This window comes from Nocardioides sp. NPDC059952, assembly GCF_042730435.1.
Taxonomy (GTDB): domain Bacteria; phylum Actinomycetota; class Actinomycetes; order Propionibacteriales; family Nocardioidaceae; genus Nocardioides.
Window position 1 is genome coordinate 1 of record NZ_JBHWLY010000059.1, and the last position, 20,850, is coordinate 20,850.

A 20,850-nucleotide genomic window follows, 5' to 3' on the forward strand; every position below is an offset into this window, starting at 1 on the left:
GAGCCGACTCGGCGCGGGTCTGTGTCAGGACGAGCCGACTCGACCTCAGAAGAGGTTCTCCACCAGCGGGGTCGGGGAGCCGAAGCGGTGGGCGGTGATCGAGACGGCCTGCTCGCGCAAGAAGGTGAGCAGCTCGACGCGGCCGGCCTCGACGACGGGCTGGGCGTAGAGGGCGATGTCGACCCGGCCCTGGCTCGCCTCCGCGAAGGTTTCGCGCGACCCACCCAGGAGGCGTACGCGGCCGGGCGCTTCCGGCCCGGTCAGCGTGGCGCCCCACGCGGCCGCGTCCTGGACGACATAGGTCGCACCGGTCGCCCGCACCAGGGAGGCGGTCTCCTCGTCCAGCGCGGCGGCGACGGAGACCGTGACCGGCGCACCCGCGGCGACACCGGCGGCGAGGACGCGCAGCAGGTGAGCGAGGTGGCCGCCCTCGTGGCGCAGGGTGACCGGCACCGGCGAGTAGCGCAGCACGTTGACCTCGGCGGTCAGTCGCGAGGCGTCCCGGGCGGAACCGAACTCGCGCTCCCAGGCGACCGCGTCCGAGCCGGCACCGCGCTGGAGCATCGGCAACCCGTCGACCCCGAGCCGACCGGCCCAGTCGACGAGCGACCGTACGGCAGGCGCCGGCGTCGCGAGCTCGGTGGCAGGAGCCGGGACCCAGTCGCTGAGGCCGACCAGGTAGTTGGGCCCGCCGGCCTTCGTCCCGGCGCCGACCGCCGACTTCTTCCAGCCACCGAACGGCTGACGACGCACGATCGCGCCGGTGATGCCGCGGTTGACGTAGGCGTTGCCGGCCTCGACGGAGTCGAGCCACTGCGAGATCTCGGCCCGGTCGAGGCTGTGGATGCCCGCGGTGAGGCCGTAGTCGACCTGGTTCTGGATCTCGATCGCCTCGTCGAGCGAGTCGGCCGAGATCAGGCCGAGGACGGGACCGAAGTACTCGGTCAGGTGGAACTCCGAGCCCCGGGCCACGCCGGTCTTCACACCCGGCGACCAGAGCCGCCCGGTGTCATCGAGCTGGCGCGGCTTGACCAGCCACGACTCGCCCGGGGCGAGCGACGTCAGCGCCTTGAGCAGCTTGCCGGAGGCGGGCTCGATGACCGGACCCATCTGCACCGTCGGGTCGGTCGGGTAGCCGACCTCGAGCGAGGTCACCGCGTCGATCAGCTGGTCGCGGAAGCGCCGGGAGGTCGCGACCGAGCCGACCAGGATCCCCAGCGACGCCGCCGAGCACTTCTGTCCGGCGTGACCGAAGGCGGAGTGGACGAGGTCCTTGACGGCCAGGTCGAGGTCAGCGTCCGGGGTGACCACCAGCGAGTTCTTGCCGGAGGTCTCGGCCAGCAGCGGCAGGTCCGGGCGGAACGAACGGAAGAGCTCGGCCGTGTCGAACGCACCGGTCAGCACCAGGCGGCCGACCAGCGGCGAGGCGATCAGCGCACGACCGACCTCGTTCTCCGGCACGTGCACCAGCCGCAGCACCTCCTTCGGCACCCCCGCGGCCCAGAGCGTCTCGACCAGCACCGAACCGCAGCGCTTCGCCTGCGGGGCCGGCTTGATCACCACGGCCGACCCGGCCGCGAGCGCGGCCGCGACGCCACCGGTCGGGATGGCGAGCGGGAAGTTCCACGGCGGGGTGACGAGCGTCAAGCGCACCGGCACCGCACGCGCGCCGTCGACCGTGTCGAGCTCCTCGGCCAGACCCGCGTAGTAGTTGAGGAAGTCGATCGCCTCGGAGACCTCGGGATCACCCTGGTCGAGCGTCTTGCCGCACTCGGAGGCGGCGACCTCGAGCCACTCGGCCCGGCGCCGCTCGACCTCGACCGCGGCGGCCCGGAGCACGGCGGCCCGCTCGGCGCCGGTCTTGCGGCCCCAGTCGGCCTGGGCGCCGACGGCACCCTCGAGCACCGACTCGACGGCCTCCACCGAGCTCAGCGTGTGGTCGGCGACGAGCTGGTCACCCAGCGTCGAGGAGCCCACCCGGGCGATGATCGCCTTGCCCCACTCCCGGTTGCCCGGCAGGTGCGGGTCGGTGTCAGGGGTGTTCTCGAACACTCCGGCCACCGGCGCGACGTCGACCGGCTTGCGTCGGTCCTGGGTCCGGTTCGACGGCGGAACGGAGTCGTCGACAGCCGCGAGGGAGCGTACGAACCGCTCCTTCTCACGCTTGTAGAGGGTCTCGGACGAGTTGAGGTCGAAGACGGCCGACATGAAGTTCTCGGTGCTGGCGCCCTCCTCGAGGCGACGCACGAGATAGGCGATCGCGACATCGAAGTCCTTCGGGTGCACGACCGGCACATAGAGCAGCAGGCCACCCACGGTCTCGCGGACCGCCTCGGCCTGACCTTCGGCCATCCCCAGCAGCATCTCGAACTCGACCGAGTCACGAACCCCGCGCTGACCAGCCAGGATCCAGGCGTACGCCACGTCGAACAGGTTGTGGCCGGCGACGCCGACGCGCACGTTGCCCATCCGCTCGGGCGTCAGCGCCCAGGACAGCACCCGCTTGTAGTTGGTGTCGGAGTCCTGCTTGGTCGACCAGGTCGCGACCGGCCAGCCGTGCAGCGACGCCTCGACGTGCTCCATCGGCAGGTTGGCACCCTTGACCAGCCGCACCTTGATCGCCGCGCCCCCACGTGCGCGACGAGCAGCCGACCAGTCCTGGAGCCGGATCATCGCCGACATGGCGTCGGGCAGGTAGGCCTGCAGGACGATCCCCGCCTCCAGGTCGGCCAGCTCGGGCCGGTCGAGGAGCCGCGTGAAGACGTCGATGGTCATGTCGAGGTCGCGGTACTCCTCCATGTCCAGGTTGATGAACTTCTTCGTCCCGGCAGCCGAGGACTTCGCCGCGTAGGTGTAGAGCGGGAGGAGCCGATCGACCACGTGGGTGACCGCCTCGTCGTAGGCCCAGACCGCGTGCGGCGCGACCGGCGAGGAGACCTTCACCGAGACGTAGTCGACGTCGTCGCGCGCCAGGAGCTTGCGGATCCCGGCCAGACGCCGGTCGGCCTCCTTCTGCCCCAGGACGGCCTCGCCGAGGAGGTTGATGTTCAGGTTCACGCCACGCTCGCGGATCCGCGAGATCTGCTGTCCGAGCCGCGCGTCCGAGGCGTCGATCAGCAGGTGCCCCACCATCTGCCGCAGCGCACGCCGCGCCACCGGGATGACGAACCAGGGCGCGACCAGCGACATCAGCGCGCCGAGCTTCACGCCCAGCTTCAGGTGCCAGGGCAGGAACGAAGGCACGTTGCCGGCCAGCTCACGCAGGCTGGCCGCGGCCACGCGTACGTCCTCGGGCCGGATCACCCGGTCGACGAACCCGACGGTGAAGTCGAGGCCGGCAGGGTCCTTGAGTACGTCGGCGAGGCGCTGTGCGGCCGGGGCGGCGGGCTTGGTCGAAGCCTTCGCCAGCCAGCCACGAACGAGGTGGTCGACCTCGGCGATGAGCGCGTCATTGGTGGTCATAGAGCCGAGTATGCGACCGGAGTCACGTAAGATAAAGCGATGTTTCCTGGAGATCATTCGTAAGTAGAGGTGAATGGTTAGATGCTCGACGTCCGCCGCCTCCGCCTCCTCGCCGAGCTCGCCGCCCGCGGGACCCTGGCGGAGGTCGCTGAAGCTCTCCACCAGAGCCCCTCGTCGGTCTCCCAGCAGCTCGGCCAGCTCGAGCGCGAGGTCGGCGTCCCCCTTCTCACCAAGGCGGGAAGACGGGTCCAGCTCACCGCCGCGGCGGAGGTGCTCGTCGAGCACACGACCGAGATCCTGGCCCGGCTCGAGGCCGCCGAGGCCGCGGTCACCGCGCTCGGCGACGAGACCGCCGGCACGGTCCGGGTCGCCGTCTTCCAGTCCGTGGCCCTCGCCTACATGCCGCAGGCTCTCGCCGACCTGACCCGGCGCCATCCCCGGCTGCGGGTGATGCTGTCCCAGCGCGCTCCCGAGCAGGCGCTCAACGACCTCGCCCTGCGCGAGCTCGACCTGGTGGTCGCCGAGCACTATCCCGACCACGGCGCACCGCACTTCGACGGTCTCGACCGGCAGCCGCTCACCACCGACCGGCTCCGGCTCGCCCTCCCGCCCCGCGGATCCGGAGCGATCTGGGACAACATCACCTCCCTCGCCGACGCCGGTTGTGTCCCGTGGGCGATGGAGCCGCCGGGCACTGCGTCCCGCCACTGGATCGAGGAGCAGTGCCGTCGGGCAGGCTTCGAGCCCGAGGTCCGCTACGAGACCGACGACGTCGAGGCCCACGTCGCGCTCGTGGAGTCCGGCAACGCCGTCGCCCTGCTCTCGGACCTGATGCGCGTGCGCCACCGGACCGCGGTGCGGCTCATCGATCTGCCGAGCTCGCCGCGGCGTACGGTCTTCACCGCGACCCGGACCGCGATCGCCGACTCACCGGGGATCATCGCGTGCCGTGCCGCGCTGGCTCGCGTGGTGCCGGCGGACCTGACCCTGCCTGCCTGACGGCGGGTTCAGCCGAGGAGCTCCTCGAGCGGCTGGTCGTGGTCGATCGAGAGTCCGTACGCCGTCGTGCGGGTGTCGATCATGGCCAGGATCGCCTCGGTGACGACCGAGGTCAGATGCTCGGCGTCAGGAATGCCCTCGCCGAGGTGGACCCAGCGGCGCACGGCACCGAAGACCATCCCGATCAGGCCGTAGATCAGCGGGTCGACGGCCTTCTTGTCGACCTCGGAGATCTCCACACCGGTCAGCTCGAACGCGGCCAGGATCAGCTCCTTGATCCGCTCCGCGATCCGGTCGAGGCCCTGCTGCAGGGGCCCGGTGCCGTTCGGCGCGGTGTCGACGTCGGCCACCTGGTGCAGGAGCGGGTGCTCGAGCGCCCAGTTGACGTACGCCCCGACGGTGCGGGAGATGATCTGCCGGATCGACCCGGTCAGCTCCATCGCCGGGAAGAGCTTGGCCCACAGACCGTCGAGGATGTCGGCCTGGATGGCGAGATCGAGCTCCCGCCGGTCGGCGAAGTGCCGGTAGACCACCGAGCGGGAGAGCCCGGCGGCCTGGCCGATCGCCTGCAGGCTGACGTTGACGCCGTCGGTCTCGATCAGGCCGATCGCGGCATCGACGATGCGCTTTCGTCGGTCATCGTTGTGACGCTTCCAGCGAACTGCCCTGCCATCCATGGTGAGACCATCGTAGTCCCACGTACTTCACGCCGGGCCTGGAACGCCTGTCACAGTAATCACAGACAGCTCAAGCGAACCGGATCACGCCGTCCGCGACCGGCGACCCGAGGGCCTTCATGTCCACGAGGTAGTTCTGCTTCGCGGCCCACGGCGCCCGGTCACCGGCCTTCGGCATGAGGTCCAGCGAACGCTGGATGTAGCCGGAGGCCAGGTCCATGAACGGCCGCTCCTCAACGCTCGGGTCGCGGGTCACCGCGGCGACGTCGTAGCCGTTCTCACCCATGAAGTCGAGGAGTCGGATCACGTAGTCGGTGACCAGGTCGGCCTTGAGCGTCCAGGAGGCGTTGGTGTAGCCGATCGTGTAGGCGAAGTTCGGCATCCCGGTGATCATCAGGCCCTTGTAGGCCATCTGCTCGGGAAGGCTGACCGGATCGCCGTCGACGGCGTAGTCGAGCCCGCCGAAGAGCCGGAGGTTGAGCCCGGTGGCCGAGATGACGATGTCGGCCTCGAGGGTCTCGCCCGACTCGAGCTCGATGCCCTTCGGCACGAAGGTCTTGATCCGGTCGGTCACCACCGCGGCGTACCCCTCGCGGATCGACTTCATCATGTCGCCGTCGGGGACGAAGCAGATCCGCTGGTCCCACGGGTCGTAGGGCGGGTTGAAATGCTGGTCGACGTACGCGATCGCCTCGTCCTTGGTCATGCCAGGACGGCCGCCGCGGGCGGTGAGCCCGTTGATCCACTGGTCGCGGATGACCTTCTTGACGACGCCGGGGGCGCGGCGGGCCAGCTGGTAGCTGCCGACGGTGAGCGCGATGTTCTCCCAGCGGACCGTCTCGTGGCCGATCTTCTCGCGCACGCGCTTGAACGGCAGCTTGCCGAGCAGCTTGAACGGCGCGGTCTTGAGCAGCGAGGCGATCGCGTCCTGGCCCGGCCGGGAGAGGATGTACGTCGGGGTGCGCTGCAGCATCGTCACCTTCTCGGCCCGGTCGCTGCCCTCGCCCGCCAGGTTGGGCAGGAGGGTGACGGCGGTCGCGCCGGAGCCGATGATGACGACCTTCTTGCCCGCGTAGTCGAGGTCCTCGGGCCAGTGCTGCGGGTGGACGAAGGTGCCCTCGTAGTCGTCGAGACCGGCGAACTCCGGCTGGTAGCCGTTGGCGTAGTCGTAGTAGCCCGTGCAGTTCCACAGGAAGGCGGCGGTGATCTCGGCCGGTCCGTCCGGGGTCTCGACGGAGACCGTCCACTGCTTGTCCTCGGTGCTCCACGCGGCCCCAGTGACCTTGTGGCCGTAGTGGATCAGCTTGTCGACGCCGTAGTCCTTCGCCGTCCGGCGCAGGTAGTCACGGATCTGGTGACCGTCGGCGAGGGCCTGCGCGCTCTCCCACGGCCGCCACTTGAAGGCGAAGGTGAACATGTCGGAGTCGGATCGGATGCCCGGGTAGCGGAAGAGGTCCCAGGTGCCACCGCTGGCCTCACGCTGCTCGAGGATCGCGAGCGTCTTGCCGGGCAGTCGCTCGCGGAGCTGTGCGGCCGCTCCGATGCCGGAGACGCCGGCCCCGATGATCAGTACGTCGACATGCATGCGGGCTACGTTACCCGGGAGTACGTGTTTGCGACACCCTGTCCCGCAAACTTTTGCAAGCATTCCGGATCTCAACCGCTGGGGAACGGCATGGCAAAACAACTGCGGCCCAACTTCCGCAACCGCACGCGAGGTCACTACGCTGCGGTCTGCAGTCGTGGGGGCGGCACGCATCCACGGCGATATTTTGGGGTCGTTCACCCTTCGCTTTCGATGGCTGAGGCTGCATCGGACCGCATCGTGCGGTCGAACGGTCTTCGAAAGGTTTTCGAGTGTTGAGTTTCGTACGCGCCGGCGCGGTTGTCGCGGGCGTCGCCCTTGCCGGACTCGCCGCCACCCCGGCGTTCGCCACCGGTGACCACGGTGACCCGGCCGGCAACAACGGCACCGTCAAGGTGATCAAGCACGGCAACATCGACGACGTTCCCAACAACGAGCCGCACGTCGGCTGCACCCTCGACATCGAGTGGTACGGCTTCGACGAGGGCGAGGACATCGTCTCCGAGATCAGCTTCGAGCTGCACGCGCCGACCGACACCGGTGAGCTCACCGTCGACGGCCCGAGCTCGGTCCCCGTGGGCGGTGACGCCGCCAGCGGTGCCGGCACCGACGACGGCCTCGACGGTCGCGAGACCTACACGCTGTCTGCGACCGGGCTCGCCCACCCGAAGCAGGGCTTCCACGTGAAGGTCACCATCCACACCCCGGGCAGCATCGGCAACGACACCAAGACCAAGGTCTTCTGGTTCCAGAACTGCGCGGTCGAGGAGGAGCCGTCGACCTCGCCGTCTCCCTCCGAGGAACCCACGGAGCCCGCCGCCTCCGAGGAGCCGACGGACGAGCCCACCGAGGCCACTCCGGTCTCCGACGAGACCGAGCCTGCTGCCGATGAGTCCTCCGCGGCTCCGGTCGCCGACTCCGACGTCCCGACCAACATCGACGCCGGTCTCGCCGGTGGCAGCGAGTCACCGGTTCCCGCGATGTGGCCGCTGCTGGCCATGCTCGCCGGTGCTGCCGCCGCCGGCACCGCGCTCGTCGTGGTCCTGCGTCGCCGCGCTGCCGCTCTGGTCCACAAGGACTGAGCCGACCCGCCAAAGCAATGACCAGGTTGTGAAGCTGAGCGTGGCCTATAGGTCACTCTCAGCTTCACAACTCGTTTTGGCACTCAGTCCTGGAACGCGGCGCCCTTCTCGATCAGCGCGTCCGCGTCGTCGACGCCCCAGGCGGCGAGGGCCTCACGGGTGTGCTGACCGGCGCTGGCGGCCGGTCCGGCACCCAAGGTGGAGGTGGTCCGGCTGAACCGCGGAGCGGGGGCCGGCTGGGTGACGCCGTGGTGGGTGACGTACGTCTGTCGAGCCTGCAGATGCGGATGCGTAGCGGCCTCGGAGGGGGTGAGGACGGGGGCGACGCAGGCGTCGGTGCCCTCGAAGAGCTCGGCCCACTCGGCCATCGTCTTCGACGCGAAGGTCTTCTCGAAGAGCGAGCGCATCTCGTCGTAGCGCTCCATCTCGTACTGCCCCGGGCAGACCCCGTCGAGCCCGAGCCGGGTGACCATCTCGGCGAAGAACTTGCCCTCCAGCGCACCGACCGCGACCTGCCGGCCGTCGGCGGTGTCGTAGAGCGCATAGAACGGCATCGCGCCGTCGAGGAGGTTGCTCTGCCGCTGCTCGTGCCAGGTGCCGGAGGCGAGCATGCCGGAGATCATCGTGGCGAGGTGGGCGGTGCCGTCCACGATCGCGGCGTCGACGACCTGGCCCTCACCGGTGGTCTTCGCCGAGACGAGCGCGGCGAGGATGCCCATGACCAGGTAGGTGGATCCGCCACCGAAGTCGCCGAGCAGGTTGAGCGGGAAGTGCGGGCGGGCGGGGTCCTGACCGAGCCCGTTGAGCACGCCGGTGGTGGCGATGTAGGTGAGGTCGTGTCCGGCGGACTGGGCCAGCGGACCTTCCTGGCCCCAGCCGGTCATCCGGCCGTAGACGAGACGCGGGTTGCGCTCCAGACAGGCGTCGGGGCCCAGGCCGAGACGGTCGGTGACGCCAGGGCGCAGCCCCTCGATGAGCACGTCGGCGGTCTCGACCAGACGGAGGACGGTCTCGACGGCATCCGGGTTCTTCAGGTCCAGCGCGATGCTCGGGCGGCCGCGGGTGAGCAGGTCACCGGCACCCCCGCCGAGCACGTTGCCGCCCGGCCGGTCGACCCGGATCACGTCCGCACCCATGTCCGCGAGAAGCGTGCACGCGTGCGGCCCCGGTCCGATCCCCGCCAGCTCGACGACCTTGACCCCGCGGAGGGGTCCGGTGCCCTGGCCCAATGTCACTGTGGATGGTTCCGTCGACTCAGTCATGACCGTCATGCTCCCAGAATTCCGACCGCCCACGCGGCGTGCCCGGATCTCAGAGTCAAGTCCGATACGCTCCGAGGCACACTCGCCGGTGCACAGGAGCAGAGAAGTTGTCTCGGGAAATCCCCACGTCCCCCCAGTCCGCACAGTCCAGCCCGCTGACCGCGAACGATCCGCGCGAGATGGGACCGTACGAACTCATCGGCCGCATCGGCCACGGCGGCATGGGCGTGGTCTATCTGGGTGAGGACGCCGCGGGCATGAAGGCGGCGGTCAAGGCGATCCTTCCCGAGCTCACCTCCGACCCGGGGTTCCGCGCCCGGTTCGAGCGGGAGATCGAGGCCGCCAAGCGGGTCGAGAGCCGGTTCACCGCGAGGGTCCTCGACGCCGACCCCGATGCCGAGCAGCCGTGGATGGCGAGCGAGTACGTCGCCGACCCGCCGCTCAACAAGCTGGTCAGCTCGGGCCAGCGCCTGCCCGAGATCGACGTACGCCAGCTGGTCGCCGGCGTCGCCGAGGCCCTCGCCGCGGTGCACGCCGCCGGGCTGGTCCACCGCGACATCAAGCCGGGCAACATCCTCTACGGCGCCACCGACCCGTGCGTGATCGACATGGGCATCGCCCGCTCCGTCGACGGCACCGCGCTGACCCAGACCGGCAAGGCGGTCGGCACCTACGGCTACCAGGCGCCCGAGCAGGTCCAGACCGGCACCTTCTCCAGCGCCGTCGACATCTGGGCACTCGGCCTGGTCGCCTTCGTCGCCGCCACCGGCCGCTGGCCGTTCAGTGGCGAGATCGGCTCGATGGGACATCTGCTCAAGGGCGAGTCGCCCAACCTGAGCCTCTGCCCGGTCTACCTGCGCCCACTGGTCGCCGCCTGCCTGGCCGAGGACCCGACCGGACGCCCCTCCGCCGCGGACATCCTCGCCACCAACGGCGACTGGACCCTGCTGCCGGCCCCGGTCACCTCGGAGGAGGCGACCAGCATCGGCACGCTGCCGCCGGCCTTCACCACGGGCGAGATCGCTCGCCCTCCGCGCCCCGCCACGGCTTCCTCCGACACTGCCGACCTGCCGACGATGGCACCCACGTTCGCTGAGCCCGCCCAGCCTTCTGGCCGACGCTGGAAGGTCGCGGTCCTGGCCGCGGCAGCCGTGGTCCTGGTCTCGGCCGGCGTGGCCGTCGCCGCCAATCCCGGCCTCCTGCCCGGCCAGGGCGACACACCGAAGGTCGGCGAGGTGACCCCGTCTGCCGAGCCGACCACCGGCGAGCGCAGCACGGCGCCGACCACGCCGGTCGGCGGCACGGTGGACACGGGGACGGACCCCGGGGTGAGCGAGGAGACCGGCGAGGAAACCGGAGAGGGCCAGACCGGCCCTAGCGGCGACGCGACCCCTGCCGAGTCGCCGACCCCGAGCGCGACAGCCCCCAGCGCCCCGGCGACTGAGTCTGCCAGCCCGACACCGACGGCCGAGCCGACAGAGACCGAGACTGTCGAGCCGACCGAGGAGCCGACCCCGACGGAGACGCCGTCACCGCTGGAGTGACGCTCAGAACCGGTTGGGGTTCGTGCAGAGGTACCCGTTCGGATAGACGAGGATCACGCCGTCCGAGGCGTGGTGGGCCCAGCGCATCCCCTTGCGGGTCTTGACGCCGTAGACACCATCGATGGCACTGCCCGTGAAGCCGAGCTGGTACCGCTGAAACGCCTTGATGGCACTCACCATGCCGTCGCCGTACACACCGTCAGCGCCTCCGCTGTTCCGGATCCGGGCGGCCGCCGTCGTGCCGGAGTAACACGTCAGAATGTTGTTCTGGACGGCCTTGACGGCGCGCTTCTGCCCGGCCGTGGTGCCATGCCCCTTGCCCATCCAGCAGTCCCAGCTGCTGCTGTTGAGAGGGATCTTCCCGTAGTCGTGCGGGTACGCCGACAGGCCGAGGTTCCTGGTCGACGCCGTGTTGCAGCTGCCGGTCGAGGCGGCCGGGGAAGGCGAGGCGGCCAACCCGAGCGGCAGCGACGCGAGGAGCAGCCCCACGGCAGCCACCGAAGCTCGAAGTCCGGGCTTGCTGATACGCATCATTGAATCCTTCGGTCTCGGGTATCGCATTGTGCGTTGACCGTAGGCGGCGAGGCACTCGTAGCGTACCCGTACCTCTCCCGTACCTCGTCGCCCCGGCAAGGACTCAGACGGCGCCCGAAGAGACCCCGGTCACACCGAGTCCGAGGTTGGATCGATCAAGGTGGCCGGGGCTATGGGGATGCCGATAATCGACCCTGGCGGAGTGCGCCATCCGCCCCGAAATGGGCCTTCCCGAGCAACTGAAAGTTGAGCTGTGAGCGACACCGACGAGACCTTCAACGACTGGCAGCACCGCGAGGAGCTCGCGGAGACGATGATCCCGATCATCGGCAAGCTCTACCGCGAGAAGGATGTCACCATCCTGGTCCACAGCCGGTCGCTGGTGAGCAAGTCCGACATCTCGATCCTCAAGGCGCACCGTTTCGCGCGCCAGATCGAGGGCGAGGAGCTCTCGGTCATCGACACGTTCCCGCTGCTCCAGGCCGTCGCCAAGCTCGACCTCGGCCCCTCGAAGATCGACCTCGGCCAGCTCGCGATCCAGTACGCAGCAGACGACCGTGACCTCTCCGTCGACGAGTTCGTCGCCGAGAAGCTCTCCGGCGCCACTGGCGAGAACAAGATCGCGCGCAACGGCGGCCAGGACGTCGTGCTCTACGGCTTCGGCCGGATCGGCCGGCTCGTCGCCCGGCTCCTCGTCGAGAAGGCCGGCTCGCGCCACGGTCTGCGACTGAAGGCCGTCGTCGTCCGCAAGGGCGGCGAGGACGACCTCATCAAGCGCGCCTCGCTGCTGCGCCGCGACTCGATCCACGGCCAGTTCGCCGGCACCATCACGGTGGACGAGAAGAACGGCGTGATCATCGCCAACGGCAACCCGATCCAGTTCATCTACTCCAACGACCCGACGACGGTCGACTACACGGCGTACGGCATCAAGGACGCCATCCTCATCGACAACACCGGCAAGTGGCGTGACCGGGAGGGCCTCTCGCAGCACCTGCGTCCGGGCATCAAGAAGGTACTGCTGACCGCGCCGGGCAAGGGCGACGTCCCCAACATCGTCCACGGCGTCAACCACCAGACCCTCACCGGCGACGAGCAGGTCATCTCCTGCGCGTCCTGCACGACCAACGCGATCGTGCCGCCGCTGAAGCTGATGGAGGACCGCTTCGGCATCGTCCGCGGCCACGTCGAGACGGTGCACTCGTTCACCAACGACCAGAACCTGCTCGACAACTACCACAAGGCCGACCGCCGCGGCCGCTCCGCACCGCTCAACCTGGTGCTCACCGAGACCGGTGCCGCCTCCGCCGTCGCCAAGGCGCTCCCGGACCTGAAGGCGAAGATCACCGGCAACTCGATCCGCATCCCCACCCCGGACGTCTCGATCGCGATCCTGTCGCTCTCGCTCAAGAGCGAGACCTCGAAGGAAGAGGTCGTCGACTACCTCCGCGAGGCCTCGCTCACCGGCGAGCTGCGTCGCCAGGTGGACTTCACCACCGCCCGCGACGCGGTCTCCTCCGACTTCATCGGCTCCCGCGCCGCCTCGATCGTCGACGGCAACGCGACCATCGTCGACGGAGACTCCGCCATCCTCTACGTCTGGTACGACAACGAGTTCGGCTACTCCTGCCAGGTCGTCCGCACCGTGCAGTCGATCTCGGGCGTCGAGTACCCGACCTTCCCGGCCCCGGCTGCCGTCTGAGCCTGACCCCTACGCTGCCCCGTCCTGTCCGGTCTGCGGATGGGGCGGGGCAGCGTGCTGTCACTCCGTCAGTGGCCGAGTAGCGCGAGCGGAACCACGGCAATGCCATCCGGGCGTCGGTACGCGCGAGATCCGGTCGTGAGAACGACGAGGTCGACGACATCGTCCGGGAGGCGTTCGCGAAGCCAGAGGAGATGGCGTACGTCGGCATCTGTGACATTGGCCGCCAGCTTGACCTCGATGCCGATGATCTGACCGTCCACCCCTTCGACCACGAGGTCCACCTCATGGTCACCGTTGGTGGTGCGCAGGTGCCCGACCCGAGCCTCAGCAACCTGGGCGGCAACACGCACCGACAACGTGGCGAGCGACTCGAAGAGCGGCCCCGCCAGGTGTGCACCCCGCGGCGACCCGAGCGCATCCGCGGAGAGATTGTGGAGCCGGGCTGCGAGCGCCGGGTCGGCGAGCTGGTGTTTGGGCGCTTGCTGCAGACGGGACATCGGGCTGCGACTTGGGCTCCATCCGGACACTTCGTCGAGGATCCAGATCTTCGAGAGATGGTCACGGTAAGCGATCGTGGTGGTCTTCGCCGGCTGGCTCCCGTCCCCCGCCGTGGTCGCATCGAGCAGACGTGAATATGCGGTCGTCGTAGACGACGCGGCTGCGTACGCCGCCAGCCATCGGCGCAGCGTTTCCGGCCGACGCACGGCCAGGCCGTGATCAGGGAGGTCCCGATCGACGATCCGTTGCAGGTACGCGTCGAGGAAGGTTCGGATCAGCCTCGGATCTGCGCCCTGAATGCCGGGAAAGCCACTGCCGACGATCTCCTCGAAGTACCGTCCGGCCGTGAACGCGGTGTCGCCCCCTACCTTGGCCGACTCGCCCCGGATGAGCGCACCGAGGCTGACGCTCGGCGTGGTCGACTCGCGCTCGTAGAGCGCAAGAGGTCGCATGCGCAGCGAGAGAATCCGCCCCGCACCCGAATGGGTGTCGACGCCCGCACGCGGCGTTGCGCTTCCCGTCAGCAGGAACCTTCCCGGTGCCGCGCCTTCGTCGACACGACGTCGCACCGAGTCCCACACCGCCGGGAGGCGTTGCCACTCATCGAAGAGAAGAGTGCCTTCCGGCGCATCCTGGAATCGGGGGTCGGCTTCCACGAGCGACCGCTGATCGGGCTCGTCCAACAGCCAGAGTGCATCCGCCCGTCGGCTGGCCGTCTCGGTCTTGCCTACGCCCTTGGGTCCATCGAGCGCGATCGCCGGCGCCAGCTTCAGCAGCTGGTCAAGCTCATCATCGATGGTTCTCCGTAGATACGACACCTTGCCTACGCTACCTTCAGCAGGAGGTGAGCACTACCTTTAGCATGACAGGTACGCTACCTTCAGCAGGCTTTTCGCCGTCATGCACCTTGTGGAAAACCCTGTGGAAATCCACCACCCTGCTTCCACAATTCACTGCCGGACGCGGGCGAGGAAGGCGCGGGTGCGCTCCTCGACAGGATCGCCGAAGAGCTGCTCCGGCGGCCCCTGCTCCAGCACGCGTCCGCCATCCAGGAAGCAGACCTTGGTGGCGACCTCGCGGGCGAAGGACATCTCATGGGTGGCGAGGACCAGGGTGGTGCCGGCGGCAGCCTCGGCCCGGACGATCTCCAACACCTCCCCGACGAGCTCGGGGTCGAGGGCTGCGGTGATCTCGTCGAGGAGCAGCAGCCGCGGCCGTGTGCACATCGCCCGCACCAGCGCGACCCGCTGCTGCTGACCTCCGGAGAGGGCGTCGGGGTGGGCGTCGGCCTTGTCGGCCAGCCCGAACCGGGCCAGCAGCTCCCGGGCTCGATCCGCGGCGTCACCAGGTCGAACACCGTGCACCCGCACCTGCGCCAGCGTGCAGTTGTCGAGCACGGAGAGATGCGGGAAGAGGTTGTAGGCCTGGAAGACCATCCCGATCTCGCGACGCACCGAGCGCGGGTCCACCAGCGGATCGGAGATCTCCCGGCCGTCGAACCTGATGACCCCGTCATCGATCGTCTCGAGCAGGTTCAGGCAGCGCAGCAGGGTCGACTTCCCCGACCCCGACGCACCGATCAGGCAGACCACGTCGTGCTCGGCGACGGACAGATCCAGGTCGTCCAGGACGACCTTCCCGCGATAGGCCTTGCGCAGGGCCTTGGCCTCCAGCAGCGCCGTCATCTGCCCTGCTCCTTCTCGATCTGTCGCCGCATCAGCCAGTCGGTGAGCCGGGTGAGCGGCACCGCGACGAGGAGGAAGTACGCGGCAGCCACTAGCAACGGCGTGCCGTTGAAGTTGTAGCCCTGGTAGTCCTGGGCGGCCCGGAGCGCCTCGAAGACACCCACCGCCGAGATCAGCGCGGTGTCCTTCTGCAGCGAGACGAGATCGTTCATCAACGGCGGTACGACGCGGCGTACGGCCTGCGGGAGGACCACGAAGCGCATGGTCTGGGCCCGGGTCAGCGCGAGCGCCTCGGCCGAGGCAACCTGGGTGGGATGGATGGCCAGGATGCCGGCGCGGAAGACCTCGGCGACATAGGCCCCGTAGCAGAGCACGAGGGCGAAGGTGGTCAGCCAGAACAGCGAGCTGGTCACCCCGGACAGCCCCAGAGCCGGGATGCCGATGCCGCAGATGACCACGACCATGATCGACGGCACCCCACGGAACAGGTCTGTGTAGCCGGTGGCCAGGAGCCGCAGCGGTGCCAGCCACGGGGAGGTCGTCTGGCGGGCGATGGCCACGAGCGCACCGAGGACGAGTACGCACGGTTCGGCGACCAGGAAGATCCGGATGTTGATCCAGAACCCCTCCGCAATCGCCTCGAACGAGTCGCGGGCGTGCGACCAGCTCAGGAAGTAGTCCCGGAACCGATCCCAGCCCGGCGAGGAGATGACCAGGAGCACGACGCCGAGCGCCACCACGACGGTCACCACCGTGGCGATGACGACCTGCTGGAGCCTCAGCCGGCGGCGTACAGCCCGTCTCTCGAGCTCTCGCTCACTGGGCACCCAAGCCGTCATGTCAGACTGGCTCATTGCAGGACGGGCACGGAGACGACGTCGGAGAGCCACTCCTTCTCGAGCGCGGCGAGGGTGCCGTCCTCCTCGAGCGCGGTCAGCGCCTCGTCGAGGCACGGCACCAGACCGCTGTCCTTCTCGGTCAGCAGGCCGAACTCCTCCGGCTTCTGGCTGCTCTCGAACTGCCCGGTGATCGTGCTGCCCTCGATCTCCGCGGCGGTGATGTAGAACGCGGTCGGCAGGTCGAAGACGAGCGCGTCGACCTGACCGTTGAGGAGCGCCTGCTTGGCCTGGTCGCTGGTGTCGAAGACCAGCGGGTCCGTGCTCGGCTGCACGTCCTCGCGGATCGCGGTGAGCGACGTGGTCGCGGTCTGGGCGCCGAGCTTGAGACCCTTCAGGTCCTCGAGCGAGGCGGCCTTGGCCGCATCCTTCTCCATCGTCACGACCGCCTGCGAGGCCGTGTAGTAGCCCTGCGAGAAGTCGACGACGCCCGCCCGCTCGGGCGTGATCGAGATCTGGTTGATGTCGAAGTCGAACTTCTTCTCGCCCGGCGTGTAGGAGGTGTTGAACGCCTGCTTGACCCAGACGACCTCGTCCTTCGCGAACCCGAGCTGATCGGCGACGGCATAGGCGACCGCCGACTCGAAGCCCTTGCCGTTGCTCGGGTCGTCCTCGGAGAACCACGGCTCGTACGCCGGGGAGTCGGTGCCGATGGTCAGCTTGCCGTCCTGCTTCAGCGGCAGGTCCGCGGCCTCGCACGAGGCGGGCGCGCCGCCATCGGCACTGTCCTCTGCCTCGCTCCCGCAGGCGGTCAGTGCGGCGGCGAGAGCCAGCGGAGCGAGAATGGCAGTAAGGCGAGTGCGCCCAGGCTGATGCAACATGCCGGAATCGTAGATGGTACGGGCACTAGCCGCTTCTTATTACTCGTGAGTAGCATACGTCCATGGCGTACGAATCCCTGCTCTCACCGATCACCATCGGGTCGCTCTCGCTGCGCAACCGGGTGGTGATGGGGTCGATGCACACCGGCCTCGAGGACCACGCGTGGGACATCCCGAAGCTGGCCGCCTACTTCGCCGAGCGGGCACGCGGAGGCACCGGGCTGATCATCACCGGCGGCTACGCGCCCAACAAGCGCGGCTGGCTCAAGCCGTTCGCGAGCGAGATGAGCTCCCGGCTGCACGCTGCCCAGCACCGCCGGGTCACCGGCGCGGTGCACGAGGAGGGCGGCGCGATCGCGATGCAGGTGCTGCACGCGGGTCGCTACGCGTACACGCCGTTCTCGGTCAGCGCCTCGGCAGTCCAGGCGCCGATCAACCCGTTCAAGCCCGCGGCCCTCTCCGACAAGGCTGTCGACGCGACCGTGACCGACTTCGCCAAGAGCGTCTCGCTGGCGAAGAAGGCCGGCTACGACGCGGTCGAGATCATGGGGTCCGAGGGCTACCTGATCAACCAGTTCCTCGCCGAGCGGACCAACCAGCGTGAGGACCGCTGGGGCGGCACCTCGACCAACCGGATGCGGTTCCCGGTCGAGATCGTCCGCCGGAGCCGCGAGCTGGTCGGCGACGACTTCCCGATCATCTTCCGGCTCTCGATCCTCGACCTGGTCGAGGACGGCCAGACCTGGGAGGAGACGATCGAGCTCGCCTACGCGCTCCAGGACGCCGGCGTCTCGGTCTTCAACACCGGCATCGGCTGGCACGAGGCGCGGGTGCCCACCATCATCACCCAGGTCCCGCGCGGCGCTTGGCTGGACATGACCGCACGACTGAAGGCCGAGGTGGACATCCCGGTCTGCGCCTCCAACCGGATCAACACCCCCGAGCTCGCCGACGGTGCGATCGCCGAGGGCAAGGCCGACCTGGTCTCGATGGCCCGCCCGCTGCTGGCCGACCCCGAGTTCGCCAAGAAGACCGCCGAGGGCCGCACCGACGAGATCAACACCTGCATCGCCTGCAACCAGGCCTGCCTGGACCACGCCTTCGCCAACAAGGCCGCCTCCTGCCTGGTCAACCCGCGCGCCGCGCGCGAGACCACCCTGGTGCTCAGGCCGACCAAGCTCAAGCAGAAGGTGGCCGTCGTCGGCGCCGGACCGGCCGGCCTCGCCGCCGCCACCTCGGCCGCCGAGCGCGGCTTCGCGGTGACCCTGTTCGAGAAGTCCTCGCAGGTCGGAGGCCAGTTCCGGCTCGCGATGGCGGTGCCCGGCAAGGAGGACTTCAAGGACACGCTGCGCTACTTCACCCGCCGTCTCGAGGTGCTGGGCGTCGAGGTACGTCTCGACACCGAGGCCACCACCGCCGACCTGGAGCCTTTCGACCACGTCATCGTCTCCACCGGCGTCACGCCGCGGCTCCCGCAGATCGCCGGCTCCGAGGACGAGCGGGTCGTGACGTACGCCGATGTGCTCGCCGGTCGGGTCGTCCCGGGACGTCGCGTCGCGGTGATCGGTGCCGGCGGCATCGGCGTCGACGTGTCCGCGTGGCTGACCCACCAGCCCGAGACCCTCGAGGAGTGGAAGGCCCGGTGGGGCGTCGGTGACCCGGCGACCTTCCGCGGCGGTCTGACCAGGCCGGTCCTGGAGGCACCGGCTCGCCAGGTGACCCTGCTGCAGCGGAAGGCCACCCCGATCGGCATCGGCCTCGGCAAGACCTCTGGCTGGGCCCACCGCGCCCACCTGAAGCAGGACGGCGTCAAGCAGGTCCGGGGCGCGACGTACGACAAGATCGAGGCCGGCGACGACTCGGTCACCCTCCACTACGCCGTCGACGGCGATCCCCGCACGCTCGACGTCGATCACGTCATCCTCTGCGCGGGCCAGGAGTCGGTGCGCGACCTGTGGACCGAGCGCGAGCACTGGCACCTGATCGGTGGCGCCGACGTCGCTGCCGAGCTCGACGCCAAGCGCGCGATCAAGCAGGGAACCGAGGTCGCCGCCGGGCTGTGACCCGATAGCCTCAAGACATGAGCGATCCGGACTGCCTGTTCTGCAACATCGTCGCGGGCAACATCCCCTCGACGAAGGTCTACGAGGACGACGAGACGTACGCCTTCGCCGACATCGCCCCGGCGGCCGAGGGCCACACGGTGGTGGTGCCGAAGACGCACACCAAGGACGTCCTCGAGGCCGACCCGGCGGTCTACGCCGCCACCGCGAAGACCGCCCAGGCGGTCGCGAAGCGGGCGGTCGACGTGCTGCAGGCGGACGGGGTCAACGTACTCAACAACTGCGGGCCGGCCGCGTGGCAGACAGTGTTCCACCTGCACTTCCACGTGATCCCGCGCTACACCGACAAGACCAAGGACTCGCTCACGCTCCCCTGGGTGCCGAAGCCGGGTGACCTGGACGCGATCCGGGCGATCGGCGAGAAGCTCGCCTTCTAGCGGCGCTGCCGGGAGCGACTGCGGAGTGGCGATGCGCCAGGTGCGCACCGCCACTCCGCGATCATGAGTCAGCTCAGGACAGGCTGCGCGGGGCCTTGCCCTCCTCCACCCAGCTCACCAGCGCCCCCAGCGGGTCCGCGGGTGCCGGGGCCGCACCCGGACCGCAGTGGGCGGCGCCGGGCACGAGGAAGAGCCGGTAGAAGTCGCTGGTCGCCCGGCGACCGAAGCGCTTCTCGACCTCGTCGTGGTAGCGGATCGAGCCGCCGACGGGGACGAGCTGGTCGGCCAGGCCGTGCCAGGTCAGCATCTTGCCACCGGCACGACGGAAGCCGGACAGGTCGGCGTCGTCGCTGGCGATGACGTCGTGGTACTGCTCCACCGACTGCTCGAGGTAGTCCTCGAAGTCGGCCTGGGTGATCGTGGTGAGGTCATAGGCCGGGTCCTGCTTCAGCAGGCTGGCGATCCAGCCGGTCGACACCGGGAAGGGGTAGGTGCCGATCGCACTGAGGTCGGCACCCTTGGCCAGGCCGTACCAGAGCCGCTTCCCGGTCGAGGAGCGCGGGCCGTCCCAGATCCGGTCGACGACCTCGGCGTCGGTGGCCGTGAGGGTGAGCTGCTCGCCGTCGCAGAGAACGGTCCGTCCGACGATGCTCTTCGGGTCGAAGTCGCAGGCGAACGGGTCCTCGATGACACCGTCGATCTCCGGGCCGTCGCAGGCGGCGACGGCCGCGGCGGTGAAGGCGTCGAACTCACACTTCGTCAGGTGGTCGTCCAGCTCGTTCTGCACCACGATCGGCCAGAGATCGGCCACGGCGAAGCGGTCCCAGGAGATCGCCGGTGCGTTGGCGAGGACCCCGTCGAAGTCCCCAGGATGACGCTGCGCCTCCATGTAGCCCTGGCGGCCGCCGGTCGAGCAGCCGTTCCAGTACGAGTACGACGCCGCGCGGCGGTAGTGGGCGCGCGTGACCGCCTTGCCGACGACGGCCAGCTCGTGCGGGCCGCGCTCGGCGAAGTTCTCCAGCACCGTCCGGTTCACCTCGCCGTCGGCGGTCAGCGCCCAGTCGGGGGTGTACCCGGTGGTCGGGGTCGCACCGGCGTCCGTGGTGCCGACCGCGTAGCCGGCCTTGATCGCGTTCGCCTGCTCGGGGCCGAAGCCGCCGGCGAGGTAGCCGCTGCCGCCGAGCGCCTGGAAGCGGCCGGTCCATCCGGTCGTCGGCAACCACACCTCGATCAGCTCGCGGTCACCGGCACGGCCGTGCGTCAGCGTGACCTGGACCTGGCAGAACGCCGGCACCCCGGTCACCGGCGGGGGCGGCTCGGCCTGCCCGAACAGCGGCGGGAACTCCAGCGTGCCGCCTGGCTCGGCGACCGCCGTGACGTCGACGACCCGGGCACCCTTGGGCGCGGAGACGTCCGGGACGACGCACTCCGGCGCTGCTGCGTCGGAGCCGATCGTGGTCGTGGTGCCCGTCGAGGGCCGGTCGTGATGGATGCCTGCGTACGCCGGCTGCACGGCGAAGGTGAGCGCAGCGACCAACGGGACCGCGGCGACCAGGATCTTCTTCATGTCGTTCTCCTCCTCGTGCGGCCCGCGCGGGCC

Annotated in this window: 16 protein-coding genes; 6 read left to right on the top strand and 10 right to left on the bottom strand. The window is 69.3% G+C overall.

Going from position 1 to position 20,850, the window contains the following annotated elements:
• Positions 1 to 45: 45 nt before the first annotated feature.
• Positions 46 to 3,462: a bifunctional proline dehydrogenase/L-glutamate gamma-semialdehyde dehydrogenase gene (locus tag ACFV9G_RS22190; protein ID WP_378729949.1), complete on the bottom strand. Its 3,417-nt coding sequence runs from the start codon at positions 3,460 to 3,462 to the stop codon at positions 46 to 48.
• A gap of 81 nt (positions 3,463 to 3,543) precedes the next feature.
• On the opposite strand from ACFV9G_RS22190, the gene ACFV9G_RS22195 reads away from it, so the two are divergent.
• Positions 3,544 to 4,461, top strand: coding sequence for a LysR family transcriptional regulator (locus tag ACFV9G_RS22195; RefSeq protein ID WP_378729951.1), 918 nt, complete (start codon positions 3,544 to 3,546; stop codon positions 4,459 to 4,461).
• A gap of 8 nt (positions 4,462 to 4,469) precedes the next feature.
• On the opposite strand, the gene ACFV9G_RS22200 is transcribed toward ACFV9G_RS22195, so the two are convergent.
• Both ACFV9G_RS22200 and ACFV9G_RS22205 read right to left on the bottom strand, forming a co-directional pair.
• Positions 4,470 to 5,138, bottom strand: a complete 669-nt coding sequence (locus tag ACFV9G_RS22200; RefSeq protein WP_378729953.1) for a TetR/AcrR family transcriptional regulator — start codon at positions 5,136 to 5,138, stop codon at positions 4,470 to 4,472.
• 70 nt (positions 5,139 to 5,208) lie between these two features.
• Complete coding sequence (locus ACFV9G_RS22205; protein WP_378729955.1) at positions 5,209 to 6,723, bottom strand: flavin-containing monooxygenase; 1,515 nt, start codon at positions 6,721 to 6,723, stop codon at positions 5,209 to 5,211.
• Between the two features lie 275 nt (positions 6,724 to 6,998).
• Between ACFV9G_RS22205 and ACFV9G_RS22210 the strand changes: the two genes are divergently transcribed.
• Complete coding sequence (locus ACFV9G_RS22210; RefSeq protein WP_378729957.1) at positions 6,999 to 7,805, top strand: hypothetical protein; 807 nt, start codon at positions 6,999 to 7,001, stop codon at positions 7,803 to 7,805.
• Positions 7,806 to 7,888: 83 nt separating this feature from the next.
• Here the strand turns inward: ACFV9G_RS22210 and ACFV9G_RS22215 are convergent, their stop codons facing one another.
• Entirely contained in the window at positions 7,889 to 9,067 is a 1,179-nt protein-coding gene (locus ACFV9G_RS22215; RefSeq protein WP_378729959.1) for a CaiB/BaiF CoA transferase family protein, read from the bottom strand.
• Between the two features lie 179 nt (positions 9,068 to 9,246).
• On the opposite strand from ACFV9G_RS22215, the gene ACFV9G_RS22220 reads away from it, so the two are divergent.
• Positions 9,247 to 10,611, top strand: coding sequence for a protein kinase (locus tag ACFV9G_RS22220; RefSeq protein ID WP_378729961.1), 1,365 nt, complete (start codon positions 9,247 to 9,249; stop codon positions 10,609 to 10,611).
• Positions 10,612 to 10,614: 3 nt separating this feature from the next.
• Here ACFV9G_RS22220 and ACFV9G_RS22225 read toward each other — a convergent pair whose 3' ends face one another.
• A complete protein-coding gene (locus tag ACFV9G_RS22225; protein ID WP_378729963.1) occupies positions 10,615 to 11,142 on the bottom strand; it encodes a peptidoglycan-binding domain-containing protein in 528 nt (175 codons plus the stop codon).
• A 256-nt stretch (positions 11,143 to 11,398) separates the two neighbouring features.
• Here ACFV9G_RS22225 and ACFV9G_RS22230 point away from each other — a divergent pair, with 256 nt between their 5' ends.
• Positions 11,399 to 12,847 (top strand): glyceraldehyde-3-phosphate dehydrogenase, encoded by a 1,449-nt coding sequence (locus tag ACFV9G_RS22230; protein ID WP_378729965.1) that lies wholly within the window; start codon positions 11,399 to 11,401, stop codon positions 12,845 to 12,847.
• Between the two features lie 68 nt (positions 12,848 to 12,915).
• Here ACFV9G_RS22230 and ACFV9G_RS22235 read toward each other — a convergent pair whose 3' ends face one another.
• The 4 genes from ACFV9G_RS22235 to ACFV9G_RS22250 all read right to left on the bottom strand — a co-directional run bounded on the left by ACFV9G_RS22235 (position 12,916) and on the right by ACFV9G_RS22250 (position 16,750).
• Positions 12,916 to 14,166, bottom strand: coding sequence for an ATP-binding protein (locus ACFV9G_RS22235; protein WP_378729967.1), 1,251 nt, complete (start codon positions 14,164 to 14,166; stop codon positions 12,916 to 12,918).
• Positions 14,167 to 14,298: 132 nt separating this feature from the next.
• Positions 14,299 to 15,033 (bottom strand): amino acid ABC transporter ATP-binding protein, encoded by a 735-nt coding sequence (locus ACFV9G_RS22240; RefSeq protein WP_378729969.1) that lies wholly within the window; start codon positions 15,031 to 15,033, stop codon positions 14,299 to 14,301.
• Positions 15,030 to 15,872 (bottom strand): amino acid ABC transporter permease, encoded by an 843-nt coding sequence (locus tag ACFV9G_RS22245; RefSeq protein WP_378729971.1) that lies wholly within the window; start codon positions 15,870 to 15,872, stop codon positions 15,030 to 15,032. The genes ACFV9G_RS22240 and ACFV9G_RS22245 overlap by 4 nt, the downstream gene beginning before the upstream one ends.
• 11 nt (positions 15,873 to 15,883) lie before the next feature.
• Positions 15,884 to 16,750: an ABC transporter substrate-binding protein gene (locus tag ACFV9G_RS22250; protein WP_378729973.1), complete on the bottom strand. Its 867-nt coding sequence runs from the start codon at positions 16,748 to 16,750 to the stop codon at positions 15,884 to 15,886.
• 62 nt (positions 16,751 to 16,812) lie between these two features.
• Between ACFV9G_RS22250 and ACFV9G_RS22255 the strand changes: the two genes are divergently transcribed.
• Both ACFV9G_RS22255 and ACFV9G_RS22260 read left to right on the top strand, forming a co-directional pair.
• Positions 16,813 to 18,813 (top strand): NADPH-dependent 2,4-dienoyl-CoA reductase, encoded by a 2,001-nt coding sequence (locus tag ACFV9G_RS22255; RefSeq protein WP_378729975.1) that lies wholly within the window; start codon positions 16,813 to 16,815, stop codon positions 18,811 to 18,813.
• Between the two features lie 17 nt (positions 18,814 to 18,830).
• Entirely contained in the window at positions 18,831 to 19,250 is a 420-nt protein-coding gene (locus ACFV9G_RS22260; protein WP_378729977.1) for an HIT family protein, read from the top strand.
• A gap of 73 nt (positions 19,251 to 19,323) precedes the next feature.
• Here the strand turns inward: ACFV9G_RS22260 and ACFV9G_RS22265 are convergent, their stop codons facing one another.
• Complete coding sequence (locus ACFV9G_RS22265; protein WP_378729979.1) at positions 19,324 to 20,817, bottom strand: tannase/feruloyl esterase family alpha/beta hydrolase; 1,494 nt, start codon at positions 20,815 to 20,817, stop codon at positions 19,324 to 19,326.
• Between the last annotated feature and the right edge of the window lie 33 nt (positions 20,818 to 20,850).